This window comes from Pseudomonas agarici (assembly GCF_900109755.1).
Taxonomy (GTDB): domain Bacteria; phylum Pseudomonadota; class Gammaproteobacteria; order Pseudomonadales; family Pseudomonadaceae; genus Aquipseudomonas; species Aquipseudomonas agarici.
Window position 1 is genome coordinate 30,963 of the sequence record NZ_FOAR01000028.1, and the last position, 16,091, is coordinate 47,053.

Sequence of the window (16,091 nt, forward strand, 5' to 3'; positions counted from 1 at the left end):
TCGGGTGAATCCTCGCAGGGTCGGTCGGCGTGGCTTGATGGGGATTCTAATAATGAAAAACCCTTATGCTCCCGGTTTTTGGTGTGCGGTGGTGGCCCTGGTGTTGCTTTCGGCCACGTATTTCTACGGCGTGATGCTTGCTCACCAGATCGACAAGGCACTGATCTTCCTCGACAGCGCCAGCGCCCTGATTGCCGTGATGTCCATTGTGGTGGTGGCCTGGGCCAGCTATCAGAGCCAGCAGGTAAAAAAGCGTCAGTTGGTCCAGAGCAAGACCCTGGTCCTGGTCTGGGACACCAAGGTTGCCCTGCGCCGAGTCGAAACCGTGTTCGACCGCTATTTCTGGGGCAGTTACTGGCAACCGGGCCGGACCTTCCAGGAGGTCATGGGCGAGCTGACCGGCACGCCCCTGGAAAAAAGTCTCGAAACCCTCAAGAGCCAATGCCTGAAACTTGATCACGAGGTGGCCCACGAGGAGCGCCATTGGCTGAGCGATGCCCGTGAGCTGGCGGACGTGGCCATTGCCATGGCCCGCGAGCGTTATCAACTGGACGTGTGCGACCCGCGCAACGACTCACCGGACGGCGTGGTGATCAACCGTGATTTCGAGGTGCTGGTCTACACCTGGACGGCGCGGTTGAAGACCTTCGACCATCAACTGGACGAGATGGAGTCGCAGTATTCGTGAGTCGCTGGGTTGTGCTCATAAGTGCTGGCCGTTCGCCGGGGGGATCACTCGACCCTTATCTGTTTGCCGCTACCGGCCAGGGCATGGCAACCGCAGGCCAGGCGATGGCCCTCCATGACCACCTTCTTATTGTTCATGCGCCGTTTGGGGTGGCCTTCGACAAAGGCAAAGGTGCCCTGGTGCAACTCGCAACAGGCTTGATCACCAACGACCGCGATTGGCCTGCCATTGATCCGGTGAGTAGCAGCCAATTGGCATTGGATGACGTTGCCGCCGTTGTTGAGGCTATCGCCCAGGCAGACAGGATGGGTCATTTATCACCTCATGGAGCACCATATTTGAAGGGATCCTTACCGCGCCATTGCGTATTGCGGGCTTTGCTGGTTTCGTCGGGAGGACGCACCATCTGGATGGTCGCGCTGGCGTCGCTACCGGAATAGACCACTGCGCTGATGCCGCCGCTGTGGTAGCTGGCGATGGTGGCGAGGTTGATCTGTACCAGTGCGCTGCTGACGCCGGTATTGCCCAGACGCCGACCGATGTCGTAGCCCTCGTTGACATTGCTCGGGGCCAGGCCCGTGCCGTCGAGGTTCAAGTGGCTCAGCGCCACATGCAGGGCGATGACGCCATCAATATTGTCGGTACTGTCATAGAACACCCGAACCGGTTTTTCACCTTCGGGCAGGGTGGCCAAGGCGCGCTCCCAGCCGGCTTGCAACGCCAGGGCCTGAAGGGCGGGCTTGAGCAATTGGCCGTTTGTATCGGTCATCGGGACCTTGATCGGGCGGTGCAGATAACCGAGCATCGGCGCAGTGTCGAATTCTTTCAATTGGCCCTTGGTCCAGCGGATCGGCAGCCAGGACGAAGCCTGGAAGCGGCCACCCGGACCGTATTGATTGCCGAGTTTGTACTGCAGGACCGGCAGTTGGGCCTGCCAGTAGGCGGTGGACATGGTGCCAGGGGAATAAGAATGTTCGATACCTTCGGCTTGCTTCGCTTTCTTGTAGACTGCTGGGAACGCATAGGATTGTTGCCAGTAGAAGGCCCACAGCATGCCCAGGCTGCTGGATTTGTCCTGGTTATTGGCTTTTTCATCGAGTGCATAAGGGCGGATATAGCGGTCGACTCGATCCGTGCGACTGACCAGCAAGCCGGTCATGCTTTCGAAGATCGTGGGGACGTAATGTCCATTGGGCACACCCGGCGTGCCAGCAACCCGGTAACCACTGCGGGTGACATCACCATCGCGGCTTATAATCAGCGCTTGTGGTACTTGCTGATTTTCATCAAAAAAGCTGAATAGCCGCTCGATCATGGTTTGCGCGTGAGTCGTGTTATCTGCGTCTTGCCAAAGGAATAACGTTACCCCCAAGGTTGCCCCGTTTCGTGCGCCGAGAATATTAGTGGCCGCTCCCGTATCTTCCGGTTGTTTCGGGGGGCCCAATGCAAATGTCGGTATCGGCCAATAGGCCACCGCCTCTCCGGCGGAATGTCGGGAGGCCGCGCGTACATTGATCTTGGCAGTAATAGTTCGACTATGGGCGTTGTCCGGATAGTCCTCGGGGTTTTGCGAGTAGATCGAGACAAAGTTGTCGTTCTTTTCCTGAATCAGCCGCCAGATATTCGACTGCTGCCAACCCTCCACCGCCAACCCTGCTCCGCGAATCTCCAGGGTGAAGGTCTGTGGATCCTCGACTTTCTCCTGAGTTTGTCGGGCCGCATCGAGCAGCGCTTGCCGTTCGTCGTGTTCGGCAACGGTGGTCTTGCCTACCCAAACCACGGCATAGACCAGCGTCATCCCAACGAAAATTACCCCAAGCCCTGCCAACGAACTTTTCAAAAAAAGGGCAGCCTTGACGTTCATGTCGACCACTCCGCTTTGCAGTTCCAAATACCCGCCGGTTGAAAGGAGCCAGATCAACAGCAGGAAATAACCCACCTGGAAATACGGTTTGAGCTGGGGGCGTCTGCCGGGTTTGATTTGCACGGGATCGGTCATGGCCCCGTTCCTTTGTTGTACGGATTCCTGACCAGGGGGGGTGGAGTCAATGGCACCAACTCGACGGGAGGGAACTTACCTTTGTCGTAATACAGGTAATTGGCACGTACCAAATCCCTTGAACTGGTGCTTAGTCGCTGCCAGCCAGGCAATTCGTTGAGTTTGTCCCAGCGTTTTTCATCCATTCTCCAATCCGCAATCGCCACCAACACCTCCCGCATCACCGGATCGTCCAGGCAATGCGCCTGTCCCAATGCCACGTCCATGGCCGTGACCCAGCGGTGGTTTTCCGGGCTGCGCAACACTGCCGAGTGGTAGCTGTTGTCATCCCACTCCGATTCATCGACGTGCATCCGTGCGCGCACTTCATTGGCGGTTTCCTCGCGCTCGATACGGTAGTGATCCTCGCGATTGAGCATGGGGTTGCCCGAGACTGGCGTCTGGCGCACGGCCTGGGTCTGGTTATCCGGTTCGCGGCCCTGGTTCCACTGGGCGCGCACGACGTCGAGATTGACGCGTTGAGGGCTGGTGCCGATTTCGACCCATTTGAATCGCGCTTCGATATTGCCCAGCCCATTGTGCTGTGAAACGGCATCCGGGCGGTCCTTGCCGGGAACGTCCGGCGTGCCCACCCGCGCCTCTGCGCCGAACATCTGTGGCGCATAAGGCGGAAACAACGCCTCGCCATTGATCAGGCGCTTTTCGCCTTCATCCATGCCGGCTTGAGTGAGGACCGACACCCCCCAATTGTGCCCTGCGCTACGGCGCTCATCCTGGCCTCGCAAAGCCAGTGGCCCCGGCGCGGTCCCCAGCAGAATCGGTTGTCCATCGCGCCGGCGTTTGCTCCACAAACGCTGGAAGAAGCGCCGCTCTTTCAGGTGGTTCATCGCCGGGGTGCCATCCGGCAAGGTATCCGGCACGCCAAAGGTGCCCATGTCCCGTAGCGCCACCGTGGTGTCGTCGTGGCTGAAATACAGATAGACCTTGCCGCGATTGTCCCGCTCGGGGAACACCTGTGTCTGTTGGTCGGTCCCCAGCCGTTGACCTTGTTCGGCTGACCACTTCGGGCCGGTTCGGCCGCCATAGCCCGGTCGCCCACACACGAGCGCGTCGAGCGGCGGTTGTGGGTGGGGGCTTTGCGTAACCTTCTGAACGATGTCGAGCAGGGTCTGCAGGGTCTGGGAATCCTTGGGTGTGCTTGCCGGCAACACCGAGTAGGGCGAGGCGACCATGATCGCGCAGTCGGCACAGCGCTCACCGCGATCGACCAACAGCGCCTGGGCCAGCAGGGTAATCAGCGTGCCCTGGCTATGGCCCATGATGGTGATGGTGTCGTCGGGCGAGACCCTGCGGATTTCCCGGACCAGCATGGCCAGCCGATGCGCGGCCAGCACGAAATAGCGGCGATGGGGCGCCTGGCCCATATAGAGCGTGTTGGGCAGGAACGCCTGGGGCACTGCCCGATACCAATCGGCGAACCCTTGCACATACATATCGGCCAGATTATTGGTGGCATTGGCAAAGAAACCGCCGCCCTTGGCGAAATGCCGGTCGAGCCGATTACCGAAGATGTCTTGGAACTGGGTGCGATAAGTGGCCGGATCGCCGTTTTCATCACGTTTGATTTCATCCGGCGCGGCGCGATAACCCCAATAGAACGGAATGAAAAAGCTACGGGTCCGGGCTTGATCGACGCTACGTTGGTAAAGGTAGGTGTCAGGGTCGTCCAGCACATCCCGTTCTCGATTCAACCATTTTTCCGGCGGCGTGGACTTTGCCCTTGTATAGTCGGCGCCATACACTCCCGGCCATAAATCCGGCCGATCCAGCCGCTCGTTCAATCCCTGGCACAAGCCGCTTTCCACGGCCTGGTAGGCAGCACCGGGATCGTTGACCCCGTGCAGGAAAATCACCACGCCGGGCATGTCGCCGGGAATCTCCAGTTTGCCGTCGGCGGCGCGATTGGGCCTCAGGCGGGTGTTTTTTGCGCAATGACATAAGGGTCGGAAGCCGTCATGAGTCGTCTCCTTTCGACTGTCCTGCGCTTTGGGGCGGAACCTCGCGACGTGCGCTGAAGGCGGCTTTGCGCATGGCCTCGCGCTCGACGACCGGGGTGCGTCCGGCGGCATCGGTCAGGCCTTTCAATGAGCTGCCGTCGTCCAGTTCGATCGCGTAGGGCTGCTCAGCCGCCGGTCGCGGGCACAAGTCTTGATGGCCGGGGTAGTGAAACACCAGGCGCTGGTCCGCCGAGCTGCCGGCAAAGGTCATTTTTTCGGTGCTTTGGGTTTTCGGCTCCAGCCAGTCGTGGTCACTGGCATGGACGATGGCCTTGCCCGAGGTACCGATCTCCACGCCGCCGCCGATCCTGATGTAGCTACCATCGTCGGCCACCAGGCGGATCGTCGGTGCGCTGATCAGCACCTCGCCTTCGCCAGCGGACACGTGGAAGCTCTTTTGGGCATTGAAAAGAATGTCGTCGTCCTGCGCTTGCACACGCACTTTGCCGCGCTGGGCGATGGCGCTGATGCCGTCGTCCTGGGCGAAGACCGAAATCCCCCGCCCAGCCTGCATCCGCGTGGCACCGCCGCTGCTCAGGTGCAGATGATCCTGGGCGGTGGTGTCGTGGTTCTTCCCGGCGTAATGCACCTGTGACGCAGGCGTGGCGCTGACGATGCCTGCCTCCCCGGTCATGGCCAGCAACGGTTCACCCTGGGCCTGGCTATCGGCTGCCGGCCAGCGATCCAGGGCATTGCGCAAACCTTCCAGTTCGGCGTAGTCGATGGCCGGGGCGCCGCGCTCGCTGGCACTGCGGCCCAGGGACCGGAACAGCTCGGCGCATTGGCTCAACAGGTCGAGCAAGGCTTCGCGTTCCAGTTGATCGTTTTGCGCCCGATGCCCCGCCTGGGTGGTCAGCAGCAAGCCTTGGGCTGCGCGCAGGGCAATGGCTGCGTCGGTACGCAACTCGGCGCCCTGGCCCTTGGGTGGGCTGCAGCTCCCCTGCGCCGGGTGAACCAGGCGTCCCAGGTTCAGGGCAGAAGCCTGGTGCGTGCTGACAAGATGTGCCCGCAGTGAGCCGCTGGTATCGTCGAACAGCAATTCGTTATAGCCGCGCCCGGCCTGTTCACGGCTCTTGATCCCCGACAGCAGGCGGCTGCCCGGAAGGCGTTGGACATTGCTGAAGTGGGGCGGCGTCTACCGGGCGTTGTACAACACCCCTGTGATCACCGGACGGCAAATGTCCCCACCGAGGAAACTCACCAGCACTTCCTGGCCGATGCGCGGCAGGAACTGATGACCGAAACCGGCCCCCGCACTGGGCTGGGCCACTCGCACCCAGGTAGTGTCCCGGGCGTGGCGTTCGTAGTCTGGAACCTGCGCGTCCTGCTCCCGTTGCCAGTGAAAACGGACCTTGACCCGTGCCAACTCGTCGGTGTGAACCTCCTCCACGCCTTCAGGGCCGACGACAATCGCGATCAATGGGCCGCCAATGCGCGGGCGCGGTATCTTGCATTCGGGGCGATAGGCGATCTTCCGGCGAATACAGGTGAAGGTGTTGCTGTAGTTCGCTTGCTGCCCTGGAAGGTAGTCGTTGTGGGCCACATGTTGCACGCTCAACAGCAGGAAGTCGCGACGGTCGAAGGGGTAGTCTTCGGGTGAGTACTCCTGTTGCCGTCCCGGCGGCTCGTAATCATGTCGGCGGTGGCCGGTGAGCCGGAAGCTGTACCCCGGCACCAGCGCCCGGCAATTGCTGGCACCCCGAAAGGTCTTGCCCTGGGCTTTCAAGGCCTGCGCGTGTCTTCGCGCCAGCGGCCTGACGCTGTCATAGCCCTTGTGGCTGTAGTAGCCGGTGAACTCGTAGCGTTCGTAGACGGGCACCTGGCCTTGGCGGATTCCGGTAGGCACAGTCATGACGCAATCACCGTACCCAGGTCGCTTGTAATCGAAGCTGCAAAGCGTGACCGCCGCCGCTTGCAACTGTCGTTCGGCACACCAGTGCGTCACATGATCGCGGGTGTTTGGCCCCGACGGCGGCTGAAAGCCAATGCTCGGTTGCTGCGCCAATGGCTTGAAGTAACTGCTGTCATCGGTGATCACCAGGGTGTGACCTTCGGCACTGTGCTCGAAAAAGAACAGCCAACCTTCCTCCTCGAACAACCGGCGAATGAATTGCTCGTCGGTTTCGTTGAACTGGGTCAGGTAACTATGGGATTGCGGCGGGTTGCCAACGTCGATTCGATAACGGGCCATCCAGGTGTAATGATCGAAGACCAGGCGAGCGACATCGATAACTGTCTGTTCCTGGAAGATCCGCGAGTCTTTGCGCTGGCCAAGCATCCATAGCCAAGAGCTCAGCGTCGCCGAGTAGCGGGCGGCGCCCGCGTCGTGGTCCACGTGGGCGAAGCGGCTGATATGTCCGTGAATCAAGCGCCGATCACCGTCGAACAACTCGATTTCCAGCAGCGCGGGCCGACCGATCAAAGTCTTGAGTTCCAGGTGGTTATCCTGGCTCAGCAGCGACAGCTCGAAACTGAAAGGCTCGCAAATGGCTTCAGTGCCGGTGAAACTCTCGACGAGCAGTTCGCTGCGGAGTTCGACGTCAACCGTGAGCTTGATCAGGCGTTTGTGCTGGGCAGAACACTGACGCGCAAAATCCTTTTGCATGGAAGCCTCCCGACAGGTAATGAGATAAGAAAGCCGAGCGTTTTTTGTAAACGAAGAGCGCAGATCAGAGCATGACCTGATGCGTCGAGCGTATCGGACAAGGACTCAAGGCTCGTGGGATATGTCCTTGTTGCTTGCGGGCTTAAGGGCGGCAGGCGAGTGGCGAATTCGCGGGTGGCCCGGATGTGCCGTAGACGCTGCTCTGTGGGTTTGCGCCTTGCAGCACCACGCAAAAGCCTGAACAGGTGCGTCCGTCTTCGCGCAAATGCTACTCTTCGCCCCTTCGGGCGCCGTCGAGCCGAATCCGACCAAGGGTTCAGGGAAGACCCGCATTTTCAACACAACGGACATTGATCGGGTCAACTCATGAATAAATCAGCAGGTGTACTGTTAGGGCTTGTCGTGGTGGTGGGTGCCTTGAGCACCACTGGCGCTTGGTACACCGGTAATCAGTTGGAAGGGGTGTTGAAGACCTCGATCGAGGAGGCTAACGCTCAATTGAAGACCGCCCTGAGCAGTGGCGGCGGCAATGCCAGCATTGAGCTGGTTTCGTTGGATCGCAACCTGTTCACCAGCACCGCGCATTACCGGGTCAAGCTGCAGAACTTGCAGCTCAGTGAAGAAAACCGCGATGTCGAACTGCTGTTCGTCGACCATATCGAGCACGGGCCATTGCCGTGGTCGCGCCTTAAGGCATTGAAGCTGGCACCGGTCCTGGTCAACAGCAACTACGCGCTGGAGAAGAACGACGTCACCGCCAGGTGGTTCGACGCCGCCAACGGCGCCGCGCCGCTCAAGGGCGTGGTCGCGCTGGGCTACAACCACTCGATCGACGGCAACGTTGAACTGATCCCATTGGACTTCGCGCCGGATGCCGGGAGCTCGGTGAAGTTTTCCGGGCTGAACCTGAACCTGAGCGGCAGCGACCGTGGGGCGAAACTCAAGCTCAACGGCTACATGGACAGCCTGAAGATTGCCGGCCAATCCGCGGAGGATGGTCCGGTATCGGTCGAGTTGGGCGGTCTGACCCTGGTCAGCGACCTGGCCAGGAGCGATTTCGGTTTCTACCTGGGGGGCAACACCCTGGAACTGAGCAACGCCAAGGTGACCTACGGGGTGAAACCGGCGGTGGTGACGATCAAGGACTTCGAGCAGAAGGACGCCCTGGACGCCACCGGCAACATTCTCGCCGGACACCTGGCCTACACCATCGGCGATATCGGTTACAACGGCAAATCGGTGGGCAGCGCGCAAATGAGCCTGGCCGCGAAGAACCTTGATATTCCCGCGGTAAGGTCTCTGACCCAGACCTACCAGGCCCAATTGCAGGCCATGCAGCAGGCTGCGGCGCAGGGCCGAGAAACACCGGCGATGCCGGAACTGACCGCTGAACAGCAACTCAAGGCCCAGGCCGACATCAAGCAACTTCTGGCTGGCAAGCCGCAGATCGCCGTGGAAAACCTGTCGTTCAAGACCGCCAATGGCGAAAGCCGTTTCAACCTGCTGTTGGACCTGACCAATCCGTCGTCCACTCGCTTGCCGCCGCTGGAGTTGGGCAAGCAACTGATCGCGCAACTGGAGGCCAAGTTGTCGCTGTCCAAACCAATGATCGCCGATCTTGCCAGCGTGCAGGCGCAGGTCGATGGCCAGACCGATCCGAAGGTTATCGCCCAGCAAGCCTCGATCACCAGCGAGATGGCCGGCACCCTGGCGGTGTCCACTGAGATGGCGACCCTCGAAGGCACGGATATCGTCTCCAAGCTGCACTACGCCGCGGGCCAGGTGGATTTCAACGGGCAGAAGATGCCGGTGGAAAATTTTATCGTGCTGATGATGTCTAAAATTGGTGGTCTGAGCGGTGCCGAAGCCGCCGAGTAAGACCGTTCTTCGTCGACGCCCGAGCGATTCGCCACAGCGAGCCGCTCGGGCGTTTTGCTGTCTGCTCCCTGGAAGCGACGCGGCCTTACTTGGTCTCTGACAGGACACTTTCCAGGCGATAGCCATAACCGTAGACGGTCTGCAATTGCCAGCCGCGCTCGGCGGTCAGCCCGAGCTTATTGCGCAGGCGATAGATATGGGTATCGAGGGGGCGCGAGGAAAGCACTTCCTCGTGGGGCCAGAAGCGCTCGTAGAGGTACTCGCGCGATAGTGGCCGGCCCAGGTTGGCGAACAGGCAGCGGGCCAGGCGGTATTCGCGTTCTGTCAGGTTGATCGGCTGGCCGCCGCGGCTAACGAGCAGTTCGCCATCGTCGAAGCTCAGGTCATTGAAGGTCACGGTTTGGTCGGCGGCATGACGCTGCACGCCGTGGCGCCGCAGCACCGCGTTGATCCGCGCCTTGAGCTCATTGGCGCGAAACGGCTTGCTGACGTAGTCGTCGGCACCGCTGCTCAGGGCCAGGACAATATCGTTCTCGGCGTCGCGACTGGTGAGCATGATGGCCGGCGGCGGCACCTGCATATGCTCGCGGGTCCAGCGCAGGAGCGCCAGGCCGCTGAGGTCCGGTAACTGCCAGTCGAGGATCAGCAGGTCGAAGGTTTCGCGGCGTAACTGTCGCAACAGGTCTTCGCCGCGCTCGAAGCTGTGCACGGCCCAAGGCGGCTCGCCTGCCTGGGACATTTGCCTCAGGGTCTGTTCGAGCCGGCGCAATTCGGCGGGTTCGTCATCGAGTATGGCGACACGCATGACCTAGTCCTTTCCCCTTGTCTGATGAGCTCGATTCTGCAGGATCGCCGCCAGCGAAATCTGAACAATTCTGGCGAATCCCGCAAGCTTCGGTACTGGCCGGTTAGGCTGATGTCAAATTGCCGGTTCCTGTTGTCCGAGGCTCAAGTTGCCTGGTTGCAGGGTACCGGTTCGCTGGTACAAGGAGAAGGAACAATGAGTATTCCCCTTCACGTCACTCGCTTGCAACCCTGGGCTATCTTGGCAGTGATCGCCGGGCTGACGGTATGCCTGGGACTCGGCTTTGCCATCGGAATGTTCTATTCGACCCCACGTGAGGTGACGATTGTCTCCGTGCGCTTGTCCATGCTCGCGGCCAGCGAGCTGTCCACACCCTCTGAATGGCCAGGTTCCTGCCGCCCCGAGCTGTCGCGGTGGATCAAGGAGCAGGCGACGGAGCACAAGCAGCAACGCTGGATTTTCTGAATCGGGCAATTCTGAACAATTCTGACAGATTGTCCGCCATTGATGGATTTGCCTCTACAGTAAGCTCCGTAGCACAGGGGCAATTGGAGCAAGTCCGACCCATGGATGGGTAGCGATTCGGATCCACACGAATCGTTGTCAAGGGAAGGTTGGGATGCCTTTCCTTGACCATTTTTTTTGCACTCCTTTCATATCAAGACATACAGTGCGAGCCGTTGGTTGCGCAGCGCTGTGGCATGATTGAGAAAGCTGGCTCTGTGCCGTAGTCCTTATCCTTGCTCTTTGTCCGAGCGACCGAGCCCATGACCGAGCTTCCCTCCTTCTCCCTGCTTCGAACCACGGCGCCGTGGCTGATCAGCACCGTTATCGGCCTGCTCTGTTCGGGCATGTCGACGGCGGCCCCCGTGTCCCGCGCGCCCTATCTCGATCGTGAACAACAATGCCGTCCGCAGCCGTTTCCGGCTGTCGTCCTGCATCTGGCCGGCGAGGCCTGGAAGCTCGACGCCAAAGGGCAGGAGAGTCGCCTGGAAGAGGGCATGGGCGTGGATGAGCAGGAGGCGGTGCGAACGGCACCCGATGCCTTTGTCAGCCTTGGGCTGGGGGACGGCTCGCGGATTGTCCTGCCGTCCAGCTCCCAGGTGCGCTTGCAGCTGGATGAAGTGCTGGCGGTGCCGCAGGTGATTCTTGAGCAGGGCCAGGTCGAGTCCTATGTGATCAAACGGGCCAGTGATCACGACCGCTTTCGGATCCAAACCCCGGTGGGTGTCCTCGGTGTGCGTGGCACCCATTTCCGCACCCGTAACCAAGACGGCGAGGTGCTGGTCGAAGTGCTGGACGGGCGGGTGGCGGTTAATCGTATCTCCGCGTCGAAGTTGCCGGGCAAGGCCGGCTCGAAGAGGCTGCCGGTTGCTGAGGCGACGGTATCGGTGAATGCCCGGCAGGGCCTGAAGATCCGCAACAGCGGCGAGCTGAAACCCAGCGATCTGCTACCGGCGCCGCGCTTGGTCGGGCAGGACGGCCAGCGTGGCGACACACCGGTCTGGCAACTGTTTCTCCAGCCGCTGGAGGGCGCCCGTCGCTACCGGGCCCAGGTCGCGACTGATGTCGGCTTCCTCAATATCAAGCAGGAACGCTTCTCCAGCACGCCGCAGATCCGCTTCAGCGGCTTGCGGGCGGCGTTCTACCATGTACGATTATCAGCATTCGACGAACAGGGACTTGAGGGCCAGACTGGGGTCTACGATATCTACTACTGGCCCAGGACGTTTGATGCGCAATAGTCGCGGTGTTGCACCTTCATGAGCGTCTCGTATCCATGAGATTCTGGCGGATCGAGGGACGCGACCCGACGCAGGCACAGCGGCTGTTTCGCGGTCTGCTGCGCGAATGGCTGGTGGTGGGATTGCTGTTGCTGTCGCTGACTGCTGTGCTTTCCCTGAGTCGGAACCTGGCGTTCAGCCATTTTCTCTATGATCGTCTGAGCCGGTTGAATGTACTTGCGGTCGATCCACGGATCCTGCTGGTCACCATCGATGACCGCAGTCTGGAGGCGCTGGGCCGCTGGCCTTGGCCTCGCGAGGTGCATGCAAAATTGCTGGATCGCCTGGCCGAGGCGCCTCCCCTGGGTGTGCTGTTCGATGTCATCTTCGATGAGCCGGAGCGTTCCGGCGAGGGCGACGAACGCCTGGCAAAGGCGTTGTGTGGCGCCGGTAACGTGGTCTTGCCGCTGTTGCGCGAAGGCGTGCCGCGATTTGCCACGCAGTTGCGGGAAATCGGGCCGATCGAACCGTTACGGCGCTGTGCTCGGGCCGTTGGTCATATCAACGTCGAGGCGGATAGCGATGGTGTAGTGCGTGGGGTTTTCCTGCGCGAAGGGCCGGTCGGGCAACCTCGTGGGCAGTTGGCCTGGCTGGCTTATCAGATGGCGCTGCCGGTGGGCGAGCGGCAATCGATGCCGGGTGTCGCGGGGCCCGTCGAAGCCCACGGCTGGCAGCGCCAGAATGAAATCCTGCTGCCCTTTGTCGGCGCTGCCGGCAGCTTCCCCAGCGTGCCCTATATCAGTGTGTTGCGCGGTGAGGTACCACCGCAGTTGTTGCGTGACCGGCTGATCCTGGTGGGCGCCACCGCGCCGGGCCTGGGGGATCGTTATGTCACACCGGTCTCCGAGCAGGCCGGAACCACCGCTGGGGTGGAGATTCAGGCCAACCTGCTCAATGGCCTGTTGCAGCAGCGCAGCATTGTCGAACTGACAGCGCTGTCGAGCCTGCTGTTGTCCGTGTCGGCGGTGGCGCTGCTGTTGGGCGGTCTATTGTTATGTGCGCGTCATGCGTTGTGGCTGACGCTGGCCTGCATGGTCACGGTGCTGGCAGGTGCCTGGGGCCTGTTGCGCCTTGGCTTGTGGTGGTCGCCGGCAGCGAGTTTGAGCGGTTTTCTGCTGGCGTATCTGATCTGGAACTGGCGGCGCCTGAGTGCGGTGCTGGCCTACTTCGGCTGGGAGCTGGCCCGCCTGAATGAGGAGCCGGTGATCTTGCCTGAACGCCACCGGTCGAGCATGCCCAAGGGCGATGTCTTGCAAGGCCGCATCGCTGCGCTGGAGCAGGCCCTCGGGCGCACCCGCGATACCCGCCGATTCATCGCCGATGGCCTGGAATGCCTACCTGTCGCAACACTGATCAGCGACATCCGCGGCCAGGTGCTCCTGGCCAACCGCAGCGCCCGCAAGCTGCTGGGGTCGGCGTTGGTCGGCGAGGATTGGATCGATGTGCTGGCGCGTCTCGGCTTCCCCGGCATGAACGGGCCAGAGAGCCCGGTATTGTCCGCGCTGGTCAGCCAGGAGTTTCGTGACAGCCGCCAACGTACCCTGCACCTGGACCTTGCGCCGCTGCGGTCGGCGCAAGATGAAGTCGCTATCGGCTGGCTGTTCAGTCTGGCGGACCTGACCTTGGAGCGCGAGGCCGAGCAGCAGCGGGCGGCGCTGCTGCGCTTTCTGTCCCATGACCTTCGTGCGCCGCATTCGGCGATCCTGGCGCTGTTGGATGTGCAGCGCGAGCAGCACTGCGATACGCCGCTGCATCGACAGATTGAACAACAGGTCCGCCGGGCCCTGGGCCTGACCGAGGCCTTCGTGCACCTGGCCAAAGCCGAGTCGGAAGCCTATCGGTTCCAGCCGGTGCTGTTCGCCATGTTGGTCCTGGATGCCTTCGACCAGGTGGCGCCGTTGGCGCAGCTCAAGGGTATCGAACTGCGTCATCAGCTCGGCGAGGCCGATGAAAGTCTGGTGTGCGCCGATGCCGCGCTGCTCACCAGAGCGCTGTTCAACCTGCTTGAAAACGCCATCAAGTACAGCCCTTCCGGCACGTTCGTCAGCCTCGACCTGAAGGTGACGGACAATCAGTTGGCCTGCAGTATCAGCGATCAGGGCTCAGGTATCAGCGCCGTCGAGTTGCCGTGCATCTTCGACCCCTACAGACGCTTTACCTCGGCTCACGACACCGAAGGGTTGGGCCTGGGAATGGCGATGGTCAAGGCGGTGATCGACCGACATGACGGTTGCATTCGTTGTGACAGCCTCGAAGGCCGGGGGACAACCTTCACGCTTTGCCTGCCGCTTTGGGTTGATGCTGCCGATCAAAATCCTGGAGAGGTTGCTGAGACGAAAGGCGAAACTCGACAGGATCACGCGGTCACTGGAAGATATAACAATGACGTGCGCAAACATCGATGACTTATCGCGACATATCGAGTATCCGTCCGAATACGCCGATCCAGGAAAGTACGATGCGGTTTCTCAAATGATATTACAACGATTATGTTTGATCAGCCATTTGACAAGCCATTTGTCTGTGCAAGTGCGACTGATTACCGTGGCTCGATGGTGAGGTAATCACTGGCTTTGTTTGTCCTGGAGAACAATGCTTATTGCTTTATTGGAAGTCTGATTTACCTGGAAAAAAGATAAATCAGACTTCTGGTGCATGATGAGAAGTACAACCAGTTAATAAAGCCGCTCTGTTTTAGACGTACAGGGTCAAATCAGTGGCCCAACCGGATGTCTCACCTTGAAAGGTCGCCTGGGCACCGAACGCATTGAATGCTCCAGGGTTTTGTTTTGGAACAGTAACTCCGATGGCCCATGCTCCATCAGCCCCTACTATGGTAGAGCCCAGCGCATTCCATGTATTGGTTTCATAGATAGTGACCGTACTATTCGGGGTCCCAGTTCCAAAAATCGTCGGAGTAGGGCCCATGCCTGGTGAGCGGTCTGGGGGATAGGTAAATACAGGTGCCGAGACAGTCATGATGTTTCTCCATTGGGTGTTTTTAAATAGCTGATCAATGAAAAAGCAGAAGTGACTCATGGAATTCATCAGCTAGATAATATTTTAAAAGACAAGTGGGTGTTGTCTACTGTCAATGTTGACAGTGGGTTATACGGTTTTGCTATACGGTTGTGAGTTTTGGCGGTTGTTTTGATAGGTGATGATTTCCAGTGGTCGGATCTTTAGACTGTTTTGCTAATTATGTTATTTGCTTTTCTTACATTCGCTCAAAGCTTATTCGGACAATTTGTACGCCGGCACATAATTTCGTTGCTTCGTAGAGACTGTTGGAAGTATTTGCAAGCGAAGGCCGGCCAGGCGAAAGCAGGCGAGCAAGCGCGGTTGAGGACTGGTCATTGAGCATGACGAGCCAGCTTTCAACGCCGCATGAGTGAGCGCAGATACATTTCGCGCACAACCACCAACCCTGCCCGCCAGCAGGCGGCCTTCCCGGAGCAGCTAGCCGCCTTTTCCCATCGTCGGCACGCAGATGCCGGTCGATCCAGACCCAATCCCCTGAAAGGGTAAGCCATATCAGAAGAAGGAATCAGCAGCCAAAAACGTGCGGTTATGCCAAAATGCTGGCGCTCTATAAATAATGATTATTGTTACCATAAATTAAAAATGTGCTTTGCTGGCGAGGTTTGATGCAGCGCAATCGCTGTCGGTCAGGAGCTATGCGGGTGATTGACAATCACAACACAAGGGATTCGGAAAATGGCGGTGAAAGCGCTTGTGTACGGGTGGGGTACCTATTTGGTTGTGTCGTGGTTGAGCAGCCTTGGCATTTTCTACAGTGATATCATCCTTGGCAGCGACCTGCATCGCTGGCTGCCAGTCATCGCACGGGCAGAAGGCTACTTCATTGCCCAGGGACAACTGGACTACCTGAAGAAAACCGCCTGGATTTACGAAAAGGATCTGCTGCTGCTGGCGCTCATGCTTGCCTGGGGCGCGCTGTTCTGTCGGTTTTCGCTACGCGTGAGCTTTCTCGGGTTTTTCAGGATAGCCAACTACAAGGACAGCTACCTTGAGTTGATCATGTTGTTGGGTGTCGTCTATGTCATCGCTGCCGCTATCCTGGGGCCGGATCTGGAGCAACCCACCCGGGGTATTTTCAGCAACAAGCTATACCGCTCAAGTATTCTCTTTGGTGCCTTCCACCACACATTGCTGCTGCCCACGCTGTTGCCATTGCTGGCGGTGAGCATCCCTGGCTTTCTTGACCCTATCGACGAGCGTACAGCCGTTTTGCGGCACTGACTGGTTCCACTT

9 protein-coding genes and 2 pseudogenes are annotated in these 16,091 nt (G+C 59.7%); 6 read left to right on the forward strand and 5 right to left on the reverse strand.

Features of this window, described 5'->3' with window-relative positions:
• Window positions 1-52: 52 nt before the first annotated feature.
• Window positions 53-688: an NADH:ubiquinone oxidoreductase subunit 2 gene (locus tag BMX68_RS21150; protein ID WP_017130417.1), complete on the forward strand. Its 636-nt coding sequence runs from the start codon at window positions 53-55 to the stop codon at window positions 686-688.
• A gap of 44 nt (window positions 689-732) precedes the next feature.
• Here the strand turns inward: BMX68_RS21150 and BMX68_RS21155 are convergent, their stop codons facing one another.
• From BMX68_RS21155 to BMX68_RS26675, 4 genes and pseudogenes are all read right to left on the reverse strand, one after another.
• On the reverse strand, window positions 733-1,002 hold the full coding sequence (locus BMX68_RS21155; protein ID WP_017130416.1) for a PAAR domain-containing protein: 270 nt from the start codon (window positions 1,000-1,002) through the stop codon (window positions 733-735).
• Window positions 1,003-1,010: 8 nt separating this feature from the next.
• Entirely contained in the window at window positions 1,011-2,687 is a 1,677-nt protein-coding gene (locus tag BMX68_RS21160) for a type VI lipase adapter Tla3 domain-containing protein (RefSeq protein ID WP_017130415.1), read from the reverse strand.
• A pseudogene (locus BMX68_RS21165) lies at window positions 2,684-4,704 on the reverse strand (T6SS effector phospholipase Tle3 domain-containing protein). The gene BMX68_RS21160 and the pseudogene BMX68_RS21165 overlap by 4 nt, the downstream one beginning before the upstream one ends.
• Window positions 4,701-7,349: pseudogene (locus tag BMX68_RS26675) on the reverse strand (type VI secretion system Vgr family protein). Before BMX68_RS26675 ends, BMX68_RS21165 begins: the two co-directional pseudogenes overlap by 4 nt.
• Before the next feature lie 366 nt (window positions 7,350-7,715).
• Here BMX68_RS26675 and BMX68_RS21175 point away from each other — a divergent pair.
• On the forward strand, window positions 7,716-9,227 hold the full coding sequence (locus tag BMX68_RS21175; RefSeq protein WP_026013012.1) for a YdgA family protein: 1,512 nt from the start codon (window positions 7,716-7,718) through the stop codon (window positions 9,225-9,227).
• Window positions 9,228-9,312: 85 nt separating this feature from the next.
• Here BMX68_RS21175 and BMX68_RS21180 read toward each other — a convergent pair whose 3' ends face one another.
• On the reverse strand, window positions 9,313-10,032 hold the full coding sequence (locus tag BMX68_RS21180) for a response regulator transcription factor (protein WP_017130410.1): 720 nt from the start codon (window positions 10,030-10,032) through the stop codon (window positions 9,313-9,315).
• A gap of 195 nt (window positions 10,033-10,227) precedes the next feature.
• On the opposite strand from BMX68_RS21180, the gene BMX68_RS21185 reads away from it, so the two are divergent.
• The 4 genes from BMX68_RS21185 (at window position 10,228) to BMX68_RS21200 (ending at window position 16,079) form a co-directional block, all read left to right on the forward strand.
• Window positions 10,228-10,497, forward strand: a complete 270-nt coding sequence (locus tag BMX68_RS21185) for a hypothetical protein (RefSeq protein ID WP_017130409.1) — start codon at window positions 10,228-10,230, stop codon at window positions 10,495-10,497.
• Window positions 10,498-10,799: 302 nt separating this feature from the next.
• Complete coding sequence (locus BMX68_RS21190) at window positions 10,800-11,777, forward strand: FecR family protein (RefSeq protein WP_017130408.1); 978 nt, start codon at window positions 10,800-10,802, stop codon at window positions 11,775-11,777.
• A gap of 35 nt (window positions 11,778-11,812) precedes the next feature.
• Entirely contained in the window at window positions 11,813-14,221 is a 2,409-nt protein-coding gene (locus BMX68_RS21195) for a CHASE2 domain-containing protein (RefSeq protein ID WP_017130407.1), read from the forward strand.
• Window positions 14,222-15,533: 1,312 nt separating this feature from the next.
• Window positions 15,534-16,079, forward strand: a complete 546-nt coding sequence (locus tag BMX68_RS21200; RefSeq protein ID WP_074862579.1) for a hypothetical protein — start codon at window positions 15,534-15,536, stop codon at window positions 16,077-16,079.
• Window positions 16,080-16,091: the final 12 nt, after the last annotated feature.

What these genes read in the sequence shown, in the direction of transcription:
- BMX68_RS21150 (WP_017130417.1), top strand. Translation starts at nt 53, where the DNA reads ATGAAAAACCCTTATGCTCCCGGTTTTTGGTGTGCGGTGGTGGCCCTG.
- BMX68_RS21155 (WP_017130416.1), bottom strand. Translation starts at nt 1,002, where the DNA reads ATGACCCATCCTGTCTGCCTGGGCGATAGCCTCAACAACGGCGGCAAC.
- BMX68_RS21160 (WP_017130415.1), bottom strand. Translation starts at nt 2,687, where the DNA reads ATGACCGATCCCGTGCAAATCAAACCCGGCAGACGCCCCCAGCTCAAA.
- BMX68_RS21175 (WP_026013012.1), top strand. Translation starts at nt 7,716, where the DNA reads ATGAATAAATCAGCAGGTGTACTGTTAGGGCTTGTCGTGGTGGTGGGT.
- BMX68_RS21180 (WP_017130410.1), bottom strand. Translation starts at nt 10,032, where the DNA reads ATGCGTGTCGCCATACTCGATGACGAACCCGCCGAATTGCGCCGGCTC.
- BMX68_RS21185 (WP_017130409.1), top strand. Translation starts at nt 10,228, where the DNA reads ATGAGTATTCCCCTTCACGTCACTCGCTTGCAACCCTGGGCTATCTTG.
- BMX68_RS21190 (WP_017130408.1), top strand. Translation starts at nt 10,800, where the DNA reads ATGACCGAGCTTCCCTCCTTCTCCCTGCTTCGAACCACGGCGCCGTGG.
- BMX68_RS21195 (WP_017130407.1), top strand. Translation starts at nt 11,813, where the DNA reads ATGAGATTCTGGCGGATCGAGGGACGCGACCCGACGCAGGCACAGCGG.
- BMX68_RS21200 (WP_074862579.1), top strand. Translation starts at nt 15,534, where the DNA reads ATGGCGGTGAAAGCGCTTGTGTACGGGTGGGGTACCTATTTGGTTGTG.